At 41.1% G+C, this 21761-nt stretch carries 23 protein-coding genes; 14 read left to right on the top strand and 9 right to left on the bottom strand.

Annotated elements, in window-relative coordinates:
• Positions 1-27: 27 nt before the first annotated feature.
• The 3 genes from recA to AC4CUX_RS18170 form a co-directional block, all read right to left on the bottom strand.
• Positions 28-1071: a recombinase RecA gene (recA, locus tag AC4CUX_RS18180; RefSeq protein WP_005401034.1), complete on the bottom strand. Its 1044-nt coding sequence runs from the start codon at positions 1069-1071 to the stop codon at positions 28-30.
• A 114-nt stretch (positions 1072-1185) separates the two neighbouring features.
• Complete coding sequence (locus tag AC4CUX_RS18175) at positions 1186-1629, bottom strand: RNA-binding S4 domain-containing protein (protein ID WP_004696588.1); 444 nt, start codon at positions 1627-1629, stop codon at positions 1186-1188.
• Positions 1622-2296, bottom strand: coding sequence for an HAD-IA family hydrolase (locus AC4CUX_RS18170; protein ID WP_004981908.1), 675 nt, complete (start codon positions 2294-2296; stop codon positions 1622-1624). The genes AC4CUX_RS18175 and AC4CUX_RS18170 overlap by 8 nt, the downstream gene beginning before the upstream one ends.
• A gap of 669 nt (positions 2297-2965) precedes the next feature.
• Here AC4CUX_RS18170 and AC4CUX_RS18165 point away from each other — a divergent pair.
• The 4 genes from AC4CUX_RS18165 (at position 2966) to AC4CUX_RS18150 (ending at position 5920) form a co-directional block, all read left to right on the top strand.
• On the top strand, positions 2966-3211 hold the full coding sequence (locus AC4CUX_RS18165; RefSeq protein WP_004696593.1) for a hypothetical protein: 246 nt from the start codon (positions 2966-2968) through the stop codon (positions 3209-3211).
• Positions 3212-3529: 318 nt separating this feature from the next.
• Positions 3530-3781, top strand: a complete 252-nt coding sequence (locus AC4CUX_RS18160) for a hypothetical protein (RefSeq protein ID WP_005401037.1) — start codon at positions 3530-3532, stop codon at positions 3779-3781.
• A 498-nt stretch (positions 3782-4279) separates the two neighbouring features.
• Positions 4280-5134, top strand: coding sequence for a 3'(2'),5'-bisphosphate nucleotidase CysQ family protein (locus AC4CUX_RS18155; RefSeq protein ID WP_490792601.1), 855 nt, complete (start codon positions 4280-4282; stop codon positions 5132-5134).
• Positions 5135-5188: 54 nt separating this feature from the next.
• Complete coding sequence (locus AC4CUX_RS18150) at positions 5189-5920, top strand: histidine phosphatase family protein (RefSeq protein ID WP_078388778.1); 732 nt, start codon at positions 5189-5191, stop codon at positions 5918-5920.
• A gap of 140 nt (positions 5921-6060) precedes the next feature.
• Here AC4CUX_RS18150 and AC4CUX_RS18145 read toward each other — a convergent pair whose 3' ends face one another.
• Positions 6061-6501 carry a hypothetical protein gene (locus AC4CUX_RS18145; protein WP_010326978.1) on the bottom strand — a complete coding sequence of 147 codons (441 nt, stop codon included), beginning with the start codon at positions 6499-6501 and terminating at the stop codon, positions 6061-6063.
• Positions 6502-6644: 143 nt separating this feature from the next.
• Here AC4CUX_RS18145 and AC4CUX_RS18140 point away from each other — a divergent pair, with 143 nt between their 5' ends.
• The gene (locus AC4CUX_RS18140) at positions 6645-7577 is read left to right on the top strand and encodes an IS5-like element ISAha1 family transposase (RefSeq protein ID WP_490792600.1); all 933 of its coding nucleotides are present in this window, start codon (positions 6645-6647) and stop codon (positions 7575-7577) included.
• A 313-nt stretch (positions 7578-7890) separates the two neighbouring features.
• Entirely contained in the window at positions 7891-9225 is a 1335-nt protein-coding gene (locus AC4CUX_RS18135) for an IS4 family transposase (RefSeq protein ID WP_201953753.1), read from the top strand.
• 199 nt (positions 9226-9424) lie between these two features.
• On the opposite strand, the gene rpsT is transcribed toward AC4CUX_RS18135, so the two are convergent.
• Positions 9425-9691: a 30S ribosomal protein S20 gene (rpsT, locus tag AC4CUX_RS18130; protein ID WP_004696602.1), complete on the bottom strand. Its 267-nt coding sequence runs from the start codon at positions 9689-9691 to the stop codon at positions 9425-9427.
• A gap of 213 nt (positions 9692-9904) precedes the next feature.
• Here rpsT and AC4CUX_RS18125 point away from each other — a divergent pair, with 213 nt between their 5' ends.
• The 4 genes from AC4CUX_RS18125 (at position 9905) to AC4CUX_RS18110 (ending at position 13124) form a co-directional block, all read left to right on the top strand.
• Positions 9905-10570, top strand: a complete 666-nt coding sequence (locus AC4CUX_RS18125) for a Rossmann-fold NAD(P)-binding domain-containing protein (protein ID WP_490792599.1) — start codon at positions 9905-9907, stop codon at positions 10568-10570.
• Positions 10571-10578: 8 nt separating this feature from the next.
• Complete coding sequence (gene rraA / locus AC4CUX_RS18120) at positions 10579-11091, top strand: ribonuclease E activity regulator RraA (RefSeq protein ID WP_125281733.1); 513 nt, start codon at positions 10579-10581, stop codon at positions 11089-11091.
• 49 nt (positions 11092-11140) lie between these two features.
• On the top strand, positions 11141-11920 hold the full coding sequence (locus AC4CUX_RS18115; RefSeq protein ID WP_287166143.1) for a glutathione S-transferase N-terminal domain-containing protein: 780 nt from the start codon (positions 11141-11143) through the stop codon (positions 11918-11920).
• 113 nt (positions 11921-12033) lie between these two features.
• Positions 12034-13124, top strand: a protein-coding gene (locus tag AC4CUX_RS18110) for an IS4-like element ISAba1 family transposase (protein WP_155118754.1) whose coding sequence is annotated in 2 segments (ribosomal slippage) — positions 12034-12574 and positions 12574-13124 — 1092 coding nt in all. Because the reading frame shifts where the segments join, the coding sequence is not laid out codon by codon here.
• A 141-nt stretch (positions 13125-13265) separates the two neighbouring features.
• Here the strand turns inward: AC4CUX_RS18110 and AC4CUX_RS18105 are convergent.
• Together AC4CUX_RS18105 and AC4CUX_RS18100 are read right to left on the bottom strand one after the other, a co-directional pair.
• Positions 13266-14177 carry an alpha/beta fold hydrolase gene (locus AC4CUX_RS18105; protein WP_490792598.1) on the bottom strand — a complete coding sequence of 304 codons (912 nt, stop codon included), beginning with the start codon at positions 14175-14177 and terminating at the stop codon, positions 13266-13268.
• A 22-nt stretch (positions 14178-14199) separates the two neighbouring features.
• Positions 14200-14739: a PadR family transcriptional regulator gene (locus tag AC4CUX_RS18100; RefSeq protein ID WP_039890479.1), complete on the bottom strand. Its 540-nt coding sequence runs from the start codon at positions 14737-14739 to the stop codon at positions 14200-14202.
• A gap of 169 nt (positions 14740-14908) precedes the next feature.
• Between AC4CUX_RS18100 and AC4CUX_RS18095 the strand changes: the two genes are divergently transcribed.
• The 3 genes from AC4CUX_RS18095 to AC4CUX_RS18085 all read left to right on the top strand — a co-directional run bounded on the left by AC4CUX_RS18095 (position 14909) and on the right by AC4CUX_RS18085 (position 18740).
• Positions 14909-16933, top strand: a complete 2025-nt coding sequence (locus AC4CUX_RS18095; protein ID WP_490792597.1) for an NADPH-dependent 2,4-dienoyl-CoA reductase — start codon at positions 14909-14911, stop codon at positions 16931-16933.
• A 191-nt stretch (positions 16934-17124) separates the two neighbouring features.
• Positions 17125-17538 (top strand): nuclear transport factor 2 family protein, encoded by a 414-nt coding sequence (locus AC4CUX_RS18090; RefSeq protein WP_004981883.1) that lies wholly within the window; start codon positions 17125-17127, stop codon positions 17536-17538.
• A gap of 80 nt (positions 17539-17618) precedes the next feature.
• A complete protein-coding gene (locus tag AC4CUX_RS18085) occupies positions 17619-18740 on the top strand; it encodes a YheT family hydrolase (RefSeq protein WP_490792596.1) in 1122 nt (373 codons plus the stop codon).
• A 32-nt stretch (positions 18741-18772) separates the two neighbouring features.
• On the opposite strand, the gene AC4CUX_RS18080 is transcribed toward AC4CUX_RS18085, so the two are convergent.
• Both AC4CUX_RS18080 and dkgB read right to left on the bottom strand, forming a co-directional pair.
• Positions 18773-19942 (bottom strand): MFS transporter, encoded by a 1170-nt coding sequence (locus AC4CUX_RS18080; protein WP_490792595.1) that lies wholly within the window; start codon positions 19940-19942, stop codon positions 18773-18775.
• An 8-nt stretch (positions 19943-19950) separates the two neighbouring features.
• The gene (gene dkgB, locus AC4CUX_RS18075; protein WP_490792594.1) at positions 19951-20757 is read right to left on the bottom strand and encodes a 2,5-didehydrogluconate reductase DkgB; all 807 of its coding nucleotides are present in this window, start codon (positions 20755-20757) and stop codon (positions 19951-19953) included.
• Positions 20758-20867: 110 nt separating this feature from the next.
• Here dkgB and AC4CUX_RS18070 point away from each other — a divergent pair, with 110 nt between their 5' ends.
• Entirely contained in the window at positions 20868-21758 is an 891-nt protein-coding gene (locus AC4CUX_RS18070) for a LysR substrate-binding domain-containing protein (protein WP_490792593.1), read from the top strand.
• Positions 21759-21761: the final 3 nt, after the last annotated feature.

Below are 21761 nucleotides of genomic sequence, written 5' to 3'. Positions count from 1 at the left end.
ACATTTAATCTTTTTCGATACTTTTAATTAAGCATCTAAAAAGTCTGGCTCTTCTTCATTCTCTTCTACAGGCGCAGCGTTTGCAGTCGTCAGTAGTTTTTCTCGAATGATTTTCTCAATGGTTTCAGCCAACTGAGGGTTTTCTTCAAGGTGACGGATCACATTATTTTTACCTTGACCAATTTTATCACCTTGGTATGAATACCAAGCACCTGCTTTTTGTACGATTTCTTGTTGAACAGCTAAGTCTACGAGTTCGCCCAAGTGGTTGACGCCTTTACCATATAAAATTTGGAAGAGCGCTTCGCGGAATGGAGGTGCCATTTTGTTTTTGACAACTTTCACTTTGGTTTCAGAACCAACGATTTCATCGCCTTCTTTGACCTGACCTACGCGACGAATGTCTAAACGCACAGATGCATAGAATTTCAACGCATTACCACCAGTCGTGGTTTCAGGGCTACCAAACATTACACCAATTTTCATACGAATTTGGTTAATGAAAATTACCATACAGTTTGAACGTTTTGCATTACCTGTAATTTTACGTAATGCTTGGCTCATTAAACGTGCTTGGAGGCCCATGTGTGAGTCGCCCATTTCACCTTCAATTTCTGCACGTGGTGTCAATGCTGCAACAGAGTCGACAACGATGAGGTCAATGGCACCAGAGCGAACCAGCATGTCTGCAATTTCAAGTGCTTGCTCACCATGGTCAGGCTGAGAAACCAGTAGATTGTCAATATCTACGCCAAGTTTACGCGCATACTGTGGGTCTAAAGCGTGTTCTGCATCAATAAATGCACATGTACCACCTGCTTTTTGACATTCGGCAATCGCTTGTAAAGTCATGGTTGTTTTACCTGAAGATTCAGGACCATAAATCTCAACGATACGACCTTTTGGTAAGCCGCCAATGCCTAGAGCAATATCAAGTGTCAAAGAACCCGTTGATACCGCTTCAACAGCTTGTACGGTGTTATCGCCAAGACGCATTACTGTGTTTTTACCAAACTGCTTTTCAATTTGGCTTAGCGCAGCATTGAGCGCCTTGCTTTTATTATCATCCATCTTACAACCTCAAAACGATGTCACGGATATTTACTGAATATGCTCAGTATAGTGACAGATTTAGTCTGTATCTTCTATAAAAGTCAGATCGTGTGCGACACAATATGACGCATGTCATTCATCATCATTATAAGACCAATATTGGTCAAATTGTTGATCATTTTCTTGTCTAAACTTACTGATATCGCGTCGGTCTTTTTTACTTGGACGATGATCAGGTCGAGCTAGATTATGCAACTTTCTTTGGCTTGCAATCAATTCCCGTCGTGTAATACTGACTTCAGTTTCTTCATATAATTTTTGTGCAACAGGAGCGGGGCCACGCACGTCAGAGAGTTCTTTGATCACTACGGTTTTCTTGTCAATACCTTGTTGTATGGTGAGTTCCATTCCAACCCGAACTTCTCTCGACACTTTGACACGTTCGCCATTGTGGTGAACTTTGCCCCCCTCAATTGCATTTTTGGCAATGGAGCGCGTTTTAAAAAAACGTGCTGCCCATAACCATTTGTCAATGCGCATGCCGACAGCATCTTCCGCTAAAGTGGATTTACGCATATTTGGCCGTGACCTCAGCTTGCTCTAAATAAGGAATTAAATCGGTGAGCTGATTTAAGATCGGATAAGGGCTGGATGTCTTGCTTTGACCTAGTGATGAGGGTTGAGCAATGGTAAATAGGTTTTGAATACCATAACTTTCAGCACCTTTTAATACTTTTTCAGTGTCATCGATAAAGTAACACTGTGTGGCTGCAAAAGGATGGCGTTCATGGAGATGTTGCCAAAACTCAGTAAACTCTTTGGCATGACCGAGGGTTTCGCTGCTAATAATGACATCGAAATATGAGGCCAGTTTCGTGTGTTCGAGTTTGAACTTGAGTCCCTCACAGTCCGCATTAGTGGCAAGCCAGCAAGGGTAGCCGTTACTTTTTAAATAGTCGAGAAGTTCAAGACAGCCTTCACGTAGGCTAACTTTATGCTTAAATTCCTGCTGCAAAGCGAGCGTATCTACGCCAACTTTAGCTGTCCAAAAGCGCGTAGAATACCAATTGAGTGTATGATTATGGGTTTGATAAAACTGAAACAGGGCCTGAGTACTTTGTTCTAAAGAGCACTGGTGTTGTTCAGCATAACGGATAGGAAGCTGATGATTCCAAATAAAATCATCATAGGCAAGATCCAGTAATGTACCGTCCATATCAAAAATGATAATTGGCTTTTCCACTCAAAAAATCTCCAATATTTCAAAGTTCAGCAATGGCTATAGAAAACAGTTAGCAACTGATTTAGCAGTTTTGCTTTATGCAAATATGACGTAATTATAGCGTATAGATGCATAAGATGACGGATTTGCATAGCCCATTGTCAAAAATTGAAGAATATGGGATCTCAATTTTTTAAGTAAGAGCATATAAGATGTGTTAATCGCACATTGATCCACAACAATATTGAACTTCAGCATAAGAAATGATTCACCTTATGGAGAAGGAAGAGTTTTTGTAAACATCCGATGAGAACACTTAGAGCTGTCATTATTATCGAAAGCCTCCACTGTTGCTGCTGACCTAAATCAGCCATGGATTACAACGGACAGCATCATTGGTTTTGTCAGCTTTTCAGTACTGCTTAACTATTCGGCTCACATGTCTATCTAATCTATTTCATCAAATGTTCATTTTATATCGATACCATTAAAACCACCTAAGGGTAGTTTTTATGTTTGAAGCTAAATTTAAACCACTTCAGCTGACGGAGAAAGACTCGTTGTATCCAGCCCAGCGCAATAAAAGTCAGTTTTCTGACAAAAATAAAAAATAAAGTGGTTTTGCTGGTTATTTAAACAAGAATCGGTTAAAAAAGATGTGGCGAATGAGAATAAAATAGAGAGGAATAGATGAGTGAATTAAATTTAGATTTTTTAGATGAAACCTTAGATAAATATGAAGCAAAAGGTAAGAAAAAGGCCATTAAAAAAATCCGTATTGGTTATATGCTTTATGCAAAATTTATGTCGAATAAAAAATTTGCAGAAAATGTAATGAGTTCATCTTTAGATCCAAATAAGCGGACTTATCGTAATACCAAGATTAAAATTACGCATGATGAATATGAGCTAACTTTTTTACGTAATGATGATTAAATATTCAATTGTGTAAAAAAACTAAGGTTTCATTTCTTTGAAATATTTGAGCTGTAGAGTGTATGGCATAAAGAAATGAAAATATAATGATTAGATGATGTTTGTGCAGTTAAACCTGTTTATTTGGAGAGAGGTAAACAGGTTTTTTATTATAATAACTTTCTGGTCTGAGTGATTGCAGACTAAAAGCCCGATTTGTTTTTATACTGATCGGGCTTTTATTTTTCTATTGAAATGAAAATAGTGAGAAAGATGATTTCTGACATCTTTTGATCATATTATTCATGGATAATCTTTTTTATTTTGAGTTGCTTCGATATGTCAATTGTTACTGCAAATGAACTAGACGATATTCTAAAAGAATTAATTTCCAAAAATAAAAAGCCTGAAAAGATTTTGATTGGTTATAAAGCATATAGCGAGCTTATGAATGACCGAAAGTTTTTGCATGAAGTCGCTAGTTCGGCTATGGATCCGAATAAAAGAAAGTATCAAAAGATTAAGATCAAAGTGACGCAGGATGAGTATCAATTAGAAGTGAAGTGTTCAGATAAAAATGAGTCGCTGTAAAGTAATTTAAAAAAACTGCAGGGATACCGCATTTTTTTAATTGATGTATTTGAAATACAGGTTTATACTATACTCGAAATTAAAGCGCTGTAGCTTTTCTTGTTTTATATCCCACGCTCCCATGCGTGGGATTTTTTTGCGCGATGATTTTTCCTAAAGTAATCACTTGGATGTATAAAGCTGAAAAGAAATTAAGAGTAAGTACAAATTAGAAACGGTCAGCTTGTGACTTTCTCTGGTCTCAATATTTAAGGTGTGGGTAAAGGTAAAGTCAGGTTGATTGGACTACTCAACCCAAAGTCAAAAGAAGAATTGGAATTGAGTGATATTTCCTGAGTGTCTTAGGCGTATAATATTTTTAAGGCAGTGTTGAAAAAAGTGTTCACGTGTTCTCACTTTGAGGTGACAGCATACCGTTGAATACAAGGCGATGAGAATGCTGCTATCCCAATAGATGAACTTCTCGATCTATAACTTAATGAATAAAAAGGCGGTCTCATGTTTAAGCCCACAACTGCACCTCAAGATGCACTGATATTGCAACTTGTACCGATTGTGACTCAAGCGTGCGAGATTTTGCGAGAGGAGTATCAAGCTTATGTTGCAGGTGGTGATTTTACAGTTGAACGAAAATCCGATCATTCACCTGTCACGCAAGCTGACTATCGTGTCAATCAATTTATTACCGATGCTTTAAACAAAGCCTTTCCTCATTTGCCTGTTCTTTCTGAAGAAGGGCAGCATGTGCATAGACAGCAGTGGCAGTCTTTTTGGATGCTTGATCCCTTAGATGGTACGAAAGAATTTTTGCATCAACGTCCAGAATTCACTATCAATCTCAGTCTTATCGAGGGTGCGCATACAACTTTTGCGGTGTTGGCTATTCCTTGTGAACAGCAAGTTTACTTCTGTCCACTACACGGTCAGCCGTTAAAATACAATATGGAAAAAGACGTATGGTCTGAATATGTTCTAGTTGAAAACAACAGTGCTGTTCAAGTCGGCTTAAGTCAAAGTAGTCAGAGTAAACCGCAGTACCAAGTGTATTTAGAGCAGTTAGAAAAACTTACACCTATTCAAGAGTATCGTGCAGGGAGTGCATATAAGTTCTGCATGGTGTTGGAAGACCGGGTCGATATTTACCCGCGCTTTCACCCAACGAGTGAGTGGGATACCAGTGCTGGACAGTGTTTATTGGAGCGGATCGGTGGAGGTTTGGTTGATTTTCAGGGACGACCATTTGTATATAATCAAAGATTGAGTTTATTGAATGGCGGTTTTATTGCATATCGAAATAACGATATGAAAAAACTGGCATTACAAGCACTTGAACTAATGCCTTCGTCGGCTTGAGCTAAAAACTGAGCGTGCTATAGTGTTTTTTGAATTATTGAGTTGCTAGTGATTATGGCCTTAGAGTTACTCCCGCCTAGTATGTTGAAGGCAATCGATTTATTGCCAGATGCAAAAACGCCAGTGACGTTGTTTACACGTCATTCCATTCGTGAAGTTGTTACGGGTCAGGGGCTTGCAGGCTATGATTTACAGTTGACGCATCAAGGGCGCGATTTGGCACAGGCATGGGGTTCCTATCTGATCGATAATACGGATCGAGTGATACAACACTGTATTTCTAGCCCAATTCAACGTTGTATTGATACCGCTGCACTAATGATTCAAGGGGCAGATGGGCAAACCCTTGAGCCGAATACCCACCGTATTGAAATTATCGAACAAGGTTTATTGGTTGAGCCAGGCAGTTTTGTTTTGGATATTAAGCAAGCCGGCCCTTATTTTCAGCGTCAAGGTGCTCTAGGATTTATTAATAGCTTTGTGAATAATGCCTTACCCGGTATGAAGCATCCGATTCATGGCGTCGTAGATGTATTGGAGCTTATATATAACACGCATCCGAACAACCCTTATGGTTTGAGCCTTGCGGTCAGTCATGACACGATTTTAGCTGCGATTTTGGCGGTTATTTCAGGGCGCACGATTGTGACCAAAGAAGACTGGCCGAAAATGATGGAAGGTCTTTTTGTGTGGTTTGAGGGGGATGTGTTTTTGGAATCCAAATTGAAATGGATTTGGCGCGGAGAAATGAATGAACTGAATATTCATGAATTTCAAAATCTGTAAGTGCTTTGTTTAAAAACAAAAATTAATTCAACTATAAATCTCGTTGATTCATTTAAGCGGTCGTTTGAATGAGAAAAAGAATATACGAGATTTATAGATCGATCATTCGTCAACCTTATTAAATGCTATATCGCATCAGTTTAAATTTTTGCTTTGAGTCGATTGGGAAAATCGAGCAAGTCGATACTTAGGCCTTCATCATTTAAAGGCCATAATGAGGTATTCACCGCTACGCTGTGCTGATGAATACGATTGTATTTATCTGCAGCAATGAGCGTGGCAATCTCATGATTCGAAAGGGTATAAGCATTGACAACATCGGCTGGATATTGAGTGCGGTCATAAAACTCAGCTTCCGTTTCTCCTTGATGCAGTGCAAAAATACGTTCAATTGCAGGTAAATAGACGCCATAGCCTAACCACGCGTCAACGCCCTGAGAAGCCTGAATTTCTGCGGTTCCGCGCATATTTGAGATGACTTTGGCGAGTATGTCTTTTTCACCTTTGGTATGAAAATACTCAATATATTGTTGTTCTGTCGGTTGAAATTTTTCAAGTGTTGGAAGAAATTTATTAATCATGCTATTCCCCAGTAGAACATTCTATGTGGTTTCATTATAAGAAAACAGAATACCATAATTTATTTATGGGATTTTAGTCATTTTGGATTGGCTTTGTTGCACAAACCTATCTCTAAAGGCTTATTCCACAATATAATTCTCAAATGAATAAGCCCACACCTAAAATCTATCGTACAACCAATTGGTCTTCTTATAACAGTGCATTAATAAATCGAGGAAATCTCTCAATTTGGTTTGATCCCAAGACGCAATGGTACGCTCAACCCAAAGGTAAACATGGTCGAAATCAAACTTATTCAGATACAGCCATCCAATGCTGTTTAATGATCAAATCCTTATTTCGACTCTCTTTACGTATGGTCACTGGCTTTGTGAAAAGCCTCATTAAGCTTTGTGGTTTAGATTGGACAGCGCCAGATTATTCCACCATTTGCAGAAGACAAAAGCATATTGATATTGCAATTAACTATCAAAAAAGCAGTAATGGTCTCCAGCTACTCGTCGATTCTACTGGCTTAAAGTTTCTAGGCGAAGGTGAATGGAAGCGTAAGAAACACCAACCTGAATATCGTCGCCAATGGCGTAAACTTCATATTGGTATAGATGCTGAAACCCTTGAAATACGCGCTATTCAACTCACTACAAATAATGTGAGTGATTCACAAGTGCTTGGTGATTTACTCGATCAGATTCCACAAGATGAGCAGATTGACTCTGTCTATACTGATGGGGCTTATGACACCAAGCAATGCCGTCAAGTAATTGCAGACCGACAAGCACATGCGGTGATTCCGCCAAGAAAAAATGCCAAACCTTGGAAAGATACAAAGACCAGCTCGCTAGAGCGAAATGAATTACTTCGAACAGTTAAACGTTTAGGAAGAACAATATGGAAAAATTGGTCAGGCTATCATCGCAGAAGTCTGATAGAAACCAAGATGCATTGCATCAAATTATTAGGCGATAAACTCCGTGCGAGAAACTTTCAAAGCCAAGTCAATGAGATTCATGCACGTGTGGCCGTATTAAATAAATTTACAGATTTAGGCCGACCTCACACCCAAGTTGCCACTTAAATTTAGATAACTTGGAAGAAGTTTAGCTTTTGAATGTTTGTGCAACAAAGCCCTCTGGAAATAATAATCAACGATGGACAATGCTGAACCAAAATACAAGCTTGATTTTGGCTGGGGCAACCTCAAAAAACATGGGTATTTTAGTGAAAAACCTGAAAATTCAATCTTTGAATTAAACCACTGCTCATCTGCCAAATGGTTAACATGAAATGAAAAGAGCTCCCTAAAGGGGGGCAATGCTGTTCACTTAAGCAATTGAAGCGTGGCGGAGTTTGTTAGAGAATCCGATGTCGGGTTTGGCATTGGATTTTTTATGGTGTTTCAGCAGGATCTTCTCGACCTCAACAGTCTGTTTAACTTCTCGGATCTGAATACATTTACTCATAATATCCCCATTGAGTGGGTTGAATCTGCACTTAAATTGAGCAGTTCGGCTACTATCCGCAGGCGACGCTTGCCCGCAGATCAGGTTCTCTGGCTGGTTCTCGGAATGGCGATTTTTCGTGATGAGCCTGTCCATGAAGTGGCAAGAAGACTAAATATTTGCGCTCAAGGACTGGCCTCTCTTGACCTGTTGGCACGCAGCGGGGTAACTGAAGCACGTAAGCGTTTGGGTGCAGATCCTGTGGAGTGGCTGTTTCGCCAGACAGGTCAGCACTGGGGACATGAGCGTTACCCAGATGATCAATGGCAGGGGCTTCAGGTCTTTGCTGTCGACGGTGCACTCTTGCGAACCCAAGATACAAATGATCTTCGTGAGCATTTTGGCTCAGGGAATACTTCCACGCAGCGCCAGACGCCATTTCCGATGCTACGGCTCGTCGCACTGATGAATGTGCGCTCGCATATATTAGTCGATGCGCAGATCAGTCCCTATCGCCGGGGGGAGATTCCTCTGGCGTCGAAGTTTCTCAGCCAGATTCCCGATCATTCGATCACCTTGTTTGACAAGGGTTTTTGGAGTGCGGACTTATTGCTTTCACTCTCGATGCAGGGTCAAGGTCGTCACTGGTTGATTCCGGAACGCAAAAATCTGAAAAGTGAGGTGATCGAGACGTATGCAGAAGATGACGTGCGGGTACGGATGAAAGTATCACCCCAAGCAAGAAAGAACAACCCGATGCTCCCCGAATACTGGGAAGTCAGGCAAGTCAGTTATGCTGTGGATAAGGGACGAATAAAGACGGTTCTGACCTCGCTGCCGGCCGATCAGTATCCTGCAAAGGATATCGCTAGACTCTATCAAGAACGCTGGGAAATCGAATTAGGTTTTCGGGATATCAAAAGCTCGATGCAGCATAATGCCATCACGCTTCGCAGCAAGACAGTAGAGCTGGTTTATCAAGAGCTGTGGGGTCTATTGCTGACCTACAATATTATCCGGCGAGAAGCGGCATTTGCAGCGGTAGCCTTTGGGCGTTCACCTTCGGATATCCGTTTCAAGCCTGTATGCCAGTACATAGCCGTTCAGCTGATCGTGATGGCGAATGCCAACCCATTATCAAGAACTGGCAGGCGGCTATCGGAGCTGAGATCAGGGATAGGTAGCCTGTTTCTGGAAAGGCGTTCGAGGGCAACAACACCCCGAACGGTTAAGATGTCAAAAACCCGTTATCCAGTAGATCGAAATGCTGCTCCTCTTAAGTGAACAGCATTGCCCTAAAGGGGGGGGCTTTTTTTGTAAGTAGATGTTCTTGTGGATGCTAGAGAGGGCTGATGGATTCTATTTGGGTTTTAAGCTGTATTGTTAAGTAACTGATGTGCTGGAAAAGTTGTGCGAAACAGTGAAAGTTCAAAAAATAGATACAAAAAAAGCCCTTTAAAAAGGGCTTTTTTTAATGCATAAATTAGTTAGCTAAAGCTTTAACTTGTGCATTTAAACGGCTCTTATGACGAGCAGCTTTGTTTTTATGGATGATGCCTTTATCAGCCATACGGTCGATTACTGGTACAGCAGTTTTGTATGCTTCAGAAGCAACTGCGTAATCACCAGCAGCGATAGCAGCTACTGTACGTTTGATGTAAGTACGAACCATAGAACGTAAGCTTGCGTTGTGTTTGCGTGCTTTAACGTTTTGACGAGCACGTTTTTTAGCTTGAGCAGAGTTTGCCACTCGTGCACTCCTTGAAATAGATTGGTCTGGGCGGGCTGAAATTCAAACTGAAAACCACATCAGAAGAACAATCACCAGCCCGTAAACAAGTGGCATATTTTGATTAATATACGCAGTGAAGTCAAGTCTTGACATGCTTTGACTATATTTAAGATACATAAAAATTTTAAAGAAAAGGTAAGATTAGCCATCTGCATGGGAGTTTGTATAAAAATGACACAAAATATAGAACAAGCCATTGTGATTGGAGCAACGGGTTTGGTGGGCTTAAACCTGATTCAACAATTACAACAACTGCAAAGTTGTAGCAAAATATTGGCTGTGGTCAGAAAGCATAATGTGCAGCTCGATCAGTATGACAAAGTTCAGCAACTGGAGCTGGATGATTTTTTATTACTCAACCATGAAGATGTTCAGGGCTATAGTCATGCTTTTAGTTGTTTGGGGACGACTTTAAAGAAAGCTGGCTCAAAAGAGCAGTTTTATGCCATCGACTATGTGGTGAATGCACATTTTGCTGAATTGTTTGTTTTGATCAAAACCCATTATGTGTTGATCAGTGCCTTGGGGGCGCAAGCCAATTCAAAAATTTTCTATAATCGCGTCAAAGGTGAGCTTGAAGAGACTATTCGAGGACTCGATTTATATAAGGTTAGTATTCTGCAGCCATCCTTACTGATCGGACAGCGTAATGAAGGTCGCATGTTGGAAGATATTTTCCAAAAGGCTTATACCAAACTATCGCATTTTATACCAAAGCATTTTAAATATAAGCCAGTGACAGCAGAACAAGTGGCTCATACTATGGTCGAGGCTGCCCAAACGCAGACCGAGAAATTTGAAACATATGATAATTTACGCATACAAAAGACAAAATGAGGGGAAGTGTGGTGACGACAGCATTTGTGACATGCGATTTATTGGATGATCATCCTGAACTTGATTTACAAGTGGTCAGCCCATCGATGGATGGTAAGTTCTTTAGGAGCTATGGTGCACGTAAAACCTTTGGTGGTCAGGTGGTGACGGTTAAATGCTTTGAAGATAACTCTCGGGTGAAAGAGCTGTTAGCAACAGATGGTACGGGTAAAGTATTGGTTGTGGATGGTGGCGCTTCGATGCGCTGTGCCTTGATGGGAGACTTAATTGCAGAGTCAGCAGTCAAAAATCACTGGAATGGTGTGGTGATTTATGGCTGTGTCCGTGATGTAGATGCCATTGCTGAACTGGATTTAGGGGTGCATGCTTTAGCCGCCATTCCACAAAAAAGTAATCGTAAGGGTGTAGGAGAAGTTGATATCAGCCTGCATTTTGGTGGTGTCACCATTCAATCAGGTCATTATCTCTATGCGGATAATAACGGTATTGTCATTGCAAAAGAAAAACTGGTCGATGAATAAGCACCAACCAGACTCATAACAACATAAACAAAAGATATGGACGTGTAATATGGTGAAGCATCAAATTAAAGTGATTCAGGCTCTTTTTTCGGGGCTTGCACAAGGTGGGCGTGGTGTAACTGGAACGCCGCATCCTAAACAACCTGAACAACCTTTGAAGCTCTATGAGTTTGAAGGCTCGCCATATTGTCGTCGTGTGCGTGAAGTACTGACTTTGTTGAACTTGGATTATGAAGTGTATCCATGTCCTAAGGGTGGAACTAAATATCGTCCTTTGGTGAAACAGTTGGGTGGGAAAACCCAATTTCCTTTTTTACTCGATGAAAATACAGACACTAAGCTATACGAGTCTGAAGATATTATTCACTACTTGTTTGAACAGTATGGCCGCAGTGGTAAAACACCGAAAAAGTATGCACATTATCCTAAAACACCTTATGTTGCTTATGTCGGGACATTGGTAAATGGTGCGAGTGGAGTGTGGGTCAATAAGAGTATTAAAGATCGCGTAGCGCCAGAACAGCTGTTACAACTTTGGGGATTTGAAGCCAGTCCTTATACTCGGATTGTCCGTGGTTTACTTACCGAGTTGGAGCTGCCTTTTAAGTTTCATAATGTGCCTAAAGAACGTTGGCAAGATCAAGGCCCAGCAGTACTGCGTTTAAAGCCGGGCAAATATGTACCTTTGGCAGGTGGAAAGCGTGAGCAAGTCATGCAGGTGATGGGGCGTGATATTCAAGTGCCATATTTGGTTGATCCAAACACTGAAACGGCTTTGTTTGAATCGGCAGATATTGTTGCTTATCTCAAGCAGACCTATGCAGCATAAGAAAAAGGCATCTCTTAGAGATGCCTTTTTTAATTCCTAAGCCTCTGTACACGACAAAAATAGATAACTCATTGAAATAATGTCATAATAATTGTTTTCTAACGACGAATACTATGACACATCTCAATGAGTTATATCTTATCTTAAACAAATCTCTAAAATGGAACAAGTCACATTTAAAGTGCTTTGCGCTCATCATGCTTGTGATTATTTTAAAGCAAACATGTAATCTTTCTTCTGCATCTAAAGCCTTGCCCATCAAGTGCTTACCACAATCATTTTATCGACGTATGCAGCGCTTCTTTGCAGGTCAGTATTTTGATTATCGTCAAATTTCTCAGTTGATTTTCAATATGTTTTCATTCGACCAAGTGCAACTGACTTTAGATAGAACCAATTGGAAATGGGGAAAACGAAATATTAATATCCTGATGCTCGCAATCGTTTATCGTGGAATAGCGATACCTATCCTTTGGACATTGCTTAATAAACGTGGAAATTCAGATACGAAAGAGCGCATTGCTTTGATTCAACGCTTTATAGCCATTTTTGGTAAAGACCGTATTGTGAATGTGTTCGCAGACAGAGAGTTTATCGGTGAGCAGTGGTTTACATGGTTAATTGAACAAGACATCAACTTCTGCATTCGTGTTAAAAAAACTTCATTGTCACCAATCATTTAGGAAAGAATCATAAAATTAGTGATTTATTTCGCCATCTTAAAGTTGGTCAAATTGAATGTCGTAAACGACGGATTTTGGTTGGTCGGGTGAAACTATATATAAGTGCACTACAGTTAGAAAATGGAGAGCTTTTACTCGTCGTTTCTCCTCAGTTTAATGCCAATGCTATTCAGGATTATGCATTACGCTGGGAAATTGAAACCTTATTCAGTTGTCTCAAAGGACGCGGGTTTAATCTTGAAAATACGCGCTTGACAGACCCTAGACGAGTGAAAAAATTGATTGCGGTGTTAGCTATAAGCTTCTGTTGGTGTTACTTAACGGGTGAATGGCAACATGATCAAAAAAAAGTGATAAAAATAAAGAAGCATGGACGACTCTCAATGAGTTTATTTCGCTATGGTTTAGACTATGTTCAAATGGCGATTCAGCGTTTAATTGGTTTTGGGAAAAAAGAAGAGTTTAAGGAAATTTTGGCAATTTTAAGAAGGCAGAACCCTGATAGGATAAGGGTTCTGTGAAATTTGTCGTGTACAGAGTTCCTAAGCATTGATTTTTTATCGGGTTGATCTGTTTTTTGTCATTACAATGGAATGATTGAGTGTATTTATCTTCAGTTGTTATAAAAATATTCATTATTTGGTTGATAGTGCGACACACATTTAAACGTCTGTAGTCTTGAGGAAATGTGTAATTTCTTGGGAAAATTTGAGCGGTTCACTCAATAAAGGCGTATGCCCAGATTTTTTAAAGATCACCATTCTTGCATGAGGCACACTTGAGGCAATCAGCTTTTGTCCTTGAGCAGGATAAAATTTTGAGTCTTCACCAATAAAAAATGTAGCCGGTCGGTCAATCTGACTGAGCGCACTGCGATAGTCTTCTTGATGATCAAGATAATTTTGAATATACCAAGCCATATAGTCTAAACGCTGGATTGGGAGCATGAATTTTTGCAAGTGTGGCTGTTGAAATGCTTTTTGAAATAAGGCCGCAGTTCGAGATGGTGTGGCTTGTAGTTGAATAAAAGCCAACCATTGCTTAACCAGTTCTGTGCGCGTAGACGCTGTTAAGTCTGAAACCAAACGATACTGCGCATTTTGAGCCAATAGGTCTGCAATGTTTTGTAGGATGACTTTGAAGTCAGCATGCTTTTCAGCAAATAAACCATGTGGCCAGTCTGCATCTACGCTAATCTTGGGAGTTTGGTCAATGTGTAAATAGCTACTGATATGGTCTTGAAAGCGACCATATTGTATACCATGCATGGCTGTCGTGGCGCCCATAGAGTAGGCAATCACATGGAATGCTGTATCAGCATATTGATTTAGAAAGCAGTTTAAATCTTGCCAGTGGCTGGAAATTGCATCCAGTGTGGGAATTTTGCACTGTGCTGAACCACCAAAACCCCGCCAGTCAGGAATGTAAAAGCGGTACTTTTTACGGTGTTGATATAAAAAAGGCAGCCATTGCCAACTTTGCATCCCTAAGCCAGATAAAACCAGTACAGGTGTGCCTTGTCCAAATTCTCGAACATAGAGTTTTTCGCCATCTGGCATTAAATAATGTGGCATGGTCCATCCTTTGCGTGGCTTATTATTTTTCGAAGTTTTTAAGCGCTGGAATCATGGTCTCTAGCCACTCAATCCAACCACATTCTAAATTAATTCCAAGTTGTAAAATCATTTTATGAATGTATAGGGTACGATCATTTTCTTCAGCATGACCAAAGTCTTTGGCAAAAATACTTTGGTAGATCTGCAATTTTTCTTTGTGTAGGATGAGATGTCGTTCCAGTTCAGGCAAAACTGTATTGCCACCAAGCTGAGCCTCAACACGCAGTCTCACCATCAGTTCTTCACGGAGCTGGGCAGGTGGGCTTTGCTTTACTAACCAGTCCGCAAGTTCTGTACGTCCAAGCTGTTCTGCTTGATAGGTTTTTTTACGCGAGGTAGCACCATCATCTTCTACTGTTGAAATCCAGCCTTTGCTCTGCATAGCGCTGAGTTCTCTATATATCTGTTGATGTGTTGCATTCCAAAAGAAGCCCATTGAACGGTCAAAACGACGCGCTAACTCAATACCTGTGCTTGGTTTTTCAATCAAACTGGTCAATAAAACATGAGCTAATGACATTTCGGTAATATTTCGCAAATAAAATGGACGTAGAGTCATTATGCAACATGTTGCATAAAAAACAAATCTCGATTATAAAGATAAACATTATGCAACTTGTTGCATTAAATAATTTGATCTAACCTTGTATTTAAAATACCAGCCAGCGAAAGCACGCCAAGGAGTACACATGTCTAATTATCCGCATTTACTTGCGCCTTTAGATTTAGGCTTTACCACATTAAAAAACCGCGTATTAATGGGATCTATGCACGTTGGACTTGAAGAAGTTGAAGGTGGTTATGATCGCATGGCGGCATTTTATGCAGAGCGTGCCGCTGGCGGTGTAGGGCTAATCGTAACAGGTGGTATTTCACCGAATGATCATGGTGTGACTTTTCACGGTGGTTCTAAGTTAGATACTTTAGAAGAAGCGGAAAAGCATAAAGTCATCACACAAGCCGTACATGATGCGGGCGGTAAAATCGCATTACAGATTTTACATACAGGTCGTTATTCTTATCAGGCTGAAAACGTTGCACCTTCTGCAATTCAAGCACCGATTAACCCTGTAAAACCCCATGCTCTTACTTCTGCTGAAGTGAATCAGACTATTGCTGATTTTGCCAATTGTGCAAAATTGTCGCAAATCGCTGGCTATGATGGCGTTGAAATCATGGGTTCAGAAGGCTACTTAATCAATGAATTCATCGCAGCACGTACCAACCATCGTGATGATGAATGGGGTGGAAGTTATGAAAACCGTATTCGTTTCCCGATTGAAATCGTAAAACGCACTCGTGCAGAAGTGGGGGAAAACTTTATTATTATTTATCGTCTTTCAATGCTGGATTTGGTTGAAGGTGGTTCGACTTTAGAAGAAGTGATTCAGCTTGCCAAAGAAATTGAAAAGGCAGGTGCAACCATTATCAACACAGGTATTGGTTGGCATGAAGCACGTATTCCAACGATTGCAACCAAAGTGCCACGCGCGGCATTTACGTGGGTGACCAAGAAGCTAAAAGGTTCGGTTCAAATTCCTTTGGTGACGTCTAACCGTATTAATACCCCTGAAATGGCTGAACATGTTTTGGCTCAGGGTGATGCAGATATGGTGTCGATGGCACGCCCAATGCTTGCAGACGCGGAGTTTGTACTCAAAGCAGAACAAGGCCGTAGTGATGAAATCAATACTTGTATTGGTTGTAACCAAGCCTGTTTAGATCAAATTTTCTCCATGCAAATTGCGACGTGTTTAGTCAACCCGCGTGCATGCTATGAAACTGAACTGATTTTTAAAGAAAGTGCGGCTAAGAAAAATATTGCGGTGATTGGTGCTGGGCCTGCAGGTTTGAGTTTTGCGACTTATGCCGCTGACCGTGGACATCAAGTGACTGTTTTTGATACAGCAAGTCAGATTGGTGGTCAGTTTAATATTGCGAAGACTATTCCTGGTAAAGAAGAGTTTTACGAAACACTGCGTTATTTCAAACGTAAAATTGAATTACAACCGAATATCAAATTGGTGCTGAATCATACCGCAACTTATGAAGAACTGAGTGCTGAAAGCTATGATGACATTGTGGTTGCAACAGGCGTTACTCCACGTGAGCTGACTATTGAAGGGATTGATCACCCGAAAGTGTTGAGTTATATCGAAGTTCTACGTGAGCGTAAGCCTGTAGGTAAAAAAGTCGCGATTATTGGTGCGGGTGGTATTGGTTTCGATACAGCAGAATACTTAAGCCATGAAGGTGAAAGCGGTAGTTTAAACCCACAAAAATTCTATGATGAGTGGGGAATCGACACCAGCTATGCACATGTCGGTGGCTTAAAACAGCCAGTCTTGGAGCAATCGGATCGTGAAATTTACCTTCTACAGCGTAAAGCGAAGGCAGTCGGTGCAAGCTTAGGTAAAACCACGGGTTGGATTCACCGTACAGGGCTAAAACATCGCGATGTAAAAATGATTGCAGGTGCAAGCTACGACAAAATTGATGATCAAGGTCTCCACATTACAGTGAATGATCAGCCAACCGTTTTAGAGGTAGATCACGTGATTATCTGTGCAGGACAAGAGTCTTATACTGCAATGTATGATCAGTTAAAAGCCGATGGTAAAAATGTGCATTTGATTGGTGGTGCGAAAGAAGCAGGTGAGTTAGATGCGAAGCGTGCGATTCGTCAAGGTGCGGAATTGGCTGCGACCATTTAATCGATAACAATCATTTATCCGCTTAAAATTTGTAATAAAGCTCCCTCTCCTATACGGAGAGGGTTTGGGAGAGACATTTTCCAAAATCTTATCTTTTCCCTCGTGTTGCCTTTTCTATGAAACGTATGTGGTGTAAGAGAAGGTGCCTTTATTGCAGATTTGAGTAGATTCACTTTCATAAGGACATAAGAATGAGTTTAGCAACAACAAAACAAGCATTGGTACGCTGGCATGATATGGTCACGACTCGTGATATGAGCATCTTAAATGAGCTTTTAGCAGAAGATGTCGTGTTCCGTTCACCGGTGGCGTTTAATCCTTATCCGGGTAAGCAAGTGGTTTTTTTTATTTTAAGTAATGTGATTCAGGTCTTTGAAAACTTTACTTACCACCGTGAATTTTTTACAGAAGATGGTTTAAGTGTCGTCCTTGAGTTTTCTGCCAATGTCGGCGAAAAAAAGCTCAAAGGGATTGACATGATTCGTTTTAATGAGCAAGGTCAAATTGTAGATTTTGAAGTGATGATCCGTCCTAAATCTGGGCTAGAGGCTTTAGCTGTACAAATGGGACAGCGAATGGCAGCTTTTGCACCTCAAGCTGGATGATAAACGTGTGACTTGTTATTTATAGTTAGGCATGAAAATTGATGCATCACCAAGAAAGATAGGAAAAAGAAGTTACTGATATGAATGCTGTGTTCAGTTTGCTAAACCAATTAAGCCAAACGGCGTGGGATCGAGTGACTGGTGCGGAAAAACCGAAGCTCTATGTTAACCCGCAAGGGCAAATTCAAGAGACTGTTGGGGCGCTTACACAGCTTCAGGAAAAGTACAGACCAACACCGTGGTTATCCAACACGCATGCCCATCTTTTATATTTTGATGTGATTCAAAAGCGTCGGATTCAATTGGAATACGATCATTTTGATCAATTAGAGATGCAAGACGGTGGGGTCACTGGCATTATGTGGTTCGGTTATGACTTGCCTGAAGTGACGCCAACGGTTGTGGTTATGCATACGATTACGGGCTCTCCTGAAAGTATGCGTGAGGTGGTGCGTGACTTAAATCGCTATACGGGTTGGCGCATTGCACTGTGCTTACGCCGTGGACATGCAGACCTTCCAATGCCTGTACCCAAAATGAATCTTTTCGGTTCAACCGATGATTTACGTGAGCAAATTGCCTTTATTCAAAGCACATTTCCAAGTTCAACGTTGTATGCGGTTGGCTCTTCTGCGGGAACCGGGCTTTTGGTGCGTTATTTGGGCGAAGAAGGGAGTCAAACCCCTTTTAATGCGGCCTTTGCCCTGTGTCCGGGTTATAACACGGAGTTGGGTTTTGTAAATGTGCATCCCTTTTACAGTAAGGTCATGACCAAGAAACTGTTTAAGAAATTTATTTTTCCTTATCAGCAAACTTGGCAAGAAACGGCGTCTGTCTCGCAAGTTTTAATGACTAAAACCTTGGCTGAGTTTGAGTCGAGTTATTATGAAATGGCGGGTTATGTGGACTATGACAGTTATAAACAAGCCACAAACCCAATCTATGTATTTGAAAATGTCACCATTCCATTGCTGATTTTAAATGCAGAGGATGATCCCGTCTGTCATATTAAAAATTTTGAACCGTATAAAGACATGATCCGTCAAATGCCGAATATTGCGGTAGTGACCACCAAAAAAGGCAGCCATTGTGGCTTCTATGAAGGGGTACTCAATACCGAGTCTTGGGCAACCAAGCTGATTGCGGACTTTTTGAAACTGGAACATCAAAAAACACTAAAAAAAAGACCTACAGCAGTGTAGGTCTTTTTTGATTGGTTCAGCAGTGTAAAGGCTTAAACGGCTTCACAGGCTTTCTTGCTAAGACCGAACTTCATTTGTAGTAAGACCAAGATCAAGGCCATAAAGCTGAGTGCGGCACCTGCATATGAAACTGCTGCATAGCTGAGTTGCATACTCAGTACCGTTGCACCTGCAAAGGCACCTAAGGCATTGCCTAAGTTAAACGCGCCAATGTTAACCGAAGAGGCGAACCCAGGCGCATCTGCTGCGACTGACATGACGCGCATTTGTAGTGGCGGTACTACCGCAAATGCTGCCGCACCCCAAATCACCAAGCCAATCGCTGCACCAATAGTTGTTTGCGCTAATACTGGGAAAACAAGCATCATCACCATTAAAAGTACAAGGAAGCCTATCAGGGTTTTCTCTAGGGATAGATCGGCAAACTTTCCACCCAAATGATTACCAATGGAGAAACCGATCCCGATTAAAACCAACATCAAGGTGATGGTTTGCGGTGATGCCTGCATAAATACATGTAGGCTCGGAGCAATGTAGGTATATAACGCAAACATTGCGCCCGCGCTCATGACCGTGGTTAATAAAGCAAGGACGACAGGCGCACGTGTTAAAACACGTAATTCTTCTGCTACATTCGGTTTAACCACATCGTGATCTTGCGGTAGCGCTTTCCATAGTGCCAACATGGTCATAATGCCTAAGATTGAAATCGCAGCAAAGGCGATGCGCCAACTGGTATTTTGACTGAGCCACGTTGCAAGTGGCACACCGCCAATATTGGCAATGGTGAGGCCCATAAACATCATGGCGACTGCACTGGCTTGTTTGTCTTTAGGCACAACACTGGCTGCCACCACCGAACCTAAGCCAAAGAATGCACCATGGTTTAAACTGGTAATTAAACGTGCACCCATTAAGCTCATATAATCAGGTACAACGGTTGCCAACACATTCCCAATCGTGAAAATAGCCATCAATAGGATTAAAGCTGTTTTCTTAGGAAAGCGTGCCAGCCATAAGGTCATGAGCGGAGCTCCAATCATGACGCCTACTGCATAGGCACTAATCAGCAGTCCGGCTTGTGGAATTGAAACGGACAAATCGTTGGCAATTTCAGGCAAAAAGCCCATGGGGGAAAACTCGGTGGTTCCAATGGCAAAAGCACCCACCGCAAGCGCCAAAAGTGGAAAATTAATTTTCATAGCGATGCTCAATCCCAAATCGGTGCTAATCCCTCAGGATTAACTTCACGTTGATTTCGGTCTAATTGCGTAATTGCCATCATTTCTTCAGTCGACAGTTGAATCTCTTGCGCCTTTAAGTTGGATATCAAGTGTTCACGTTTGGTTGAAGAAGGTATGACTGCAAAACCACGTTGTAATGCCCAGGCCAAGCTAATTTGTGCCGTCGATACCTGATGCTGCTGCGCGATGTGCATTAAAACAGGATCATTCAAAACCTTACCGTAAGCTAGTGTCATATATGAAGTGACATCAATGTTTTGAGCTTGGAGGAAATCAACCAGTTGATGGTTTTGTAGGTAGGGACTGAGTTCGATTTGGTTGGTCGCGATGTTTTCTAGCCCAATACTCTCAATCGCCTGTTGCGTCAACTCAATATTGAAGTTAGAAATACCAATGTGTTCAGTCAAACCTTGTTGTTTTGCCTCCAATAGGTTCTGCATGAGTTCTGTAATGCTCACACCTGTACTTGGGGCAGGCCAGTGGATCAAGGTTAAATTTACTGCATCGGTTTTTAGTTTATGCAAACTTTCTTTTAAGCTTGGAATCAATTTTTCTACTGAATAATTTTCCGTCCAGATCTTTGTGGTGAGAAAAAGATCTTGACGATTGATACCACTGAGTTCAATGGCTTGACCAACTTCAGCTTCATTACCATAGATTTGAGCAGTATCGACTGCACGATAACCGACTTCTAGCGCAGTTTTCACAGACTCAATGACAGTGTCACCTGTTAAACGGAAAGTACCTAGGCCGAATTGAGGAACGATATTCATTTTTTACTCGATAACTTGTTTCATGGAATGAGGCTATTTTGTAGAAAAAAGACTTGCTTAAAAACTGGGTAATTTGCAAAATATTATTGACTATTAATCAATAATTACACATGAAATCAACCATAGAAGAATTAACGGCTTTTGTGAGCATTGTTGATAGTGGTTCTATCGTCAAAGCTGCGCAGCAGTTGGATCAAACCACATCGGGTGTCAGCCGTGCCTTGCAACGTTTAGAGTCAAAGTTGAATGTGACTTTGCTGGAACGAACGACACGGAAGCTCAAGCTGACCTATGAAGGGCAGCAGTTTTTGGTAAAGGCGCGTAAAATTTTACTCGACCTGACCGAAGCTGAAGAAAGTCTGCAAAATAATGATGCTGAGGCGTCTGGTTTAATTCGGATTGATTCAGCAACGCCTTTTGTGCTGCATGTGATAGTGCCGTTGATTGAAGAGTTTATACAGCACTATCCAAAAATTGATATAGAAATTACCAATCACGATCAGGTTATAGACTTACTTGAACATAAAACTGATGTCGCGATTCGGTTTGGTGAGTTGGCGGATTCAAGCTTACATGCCAAGCTGCTTTGTAAAAGCCGGTTATATATTGTGGCAAGTCCTGTTTATGCGCAAAAACATGGTCTACCTAAAAATGCAGCAGAATTAAGCTCACATACTTTGCTTGGTTTTAGTCAGCCTGCACATTTAAATACGTGGCCTATTCAGTTAGAGGATGGGCCTTTAACTATTCAGGCCAAAATTAAATGCTCAAATGGTGAAACGGTTCGTCAGTTGGCATTGCAAGGGGCAGGGATTGCCTGTTTGTCACGCTTTATGGTCGAGCAAGATATTCAAGATGGGCGGTTTATTGCTCTGTTGGAAGATCAAATTCAGATCAAAGAGCAGAAAATACATGCGGTCTACTATCAACAAAACTATGTGCCAAAGCGTATTCGCTTGTTTATCGACTTTCTTGCAGAAAAATTAAAAGTCTACTTATAAACC

The organism is Acinetobacter sp. 231_lipA, assembly GCF_058243005.1.
This window is presented reverse-complemented; position numbering and strand designations above follow the sequence as displayed.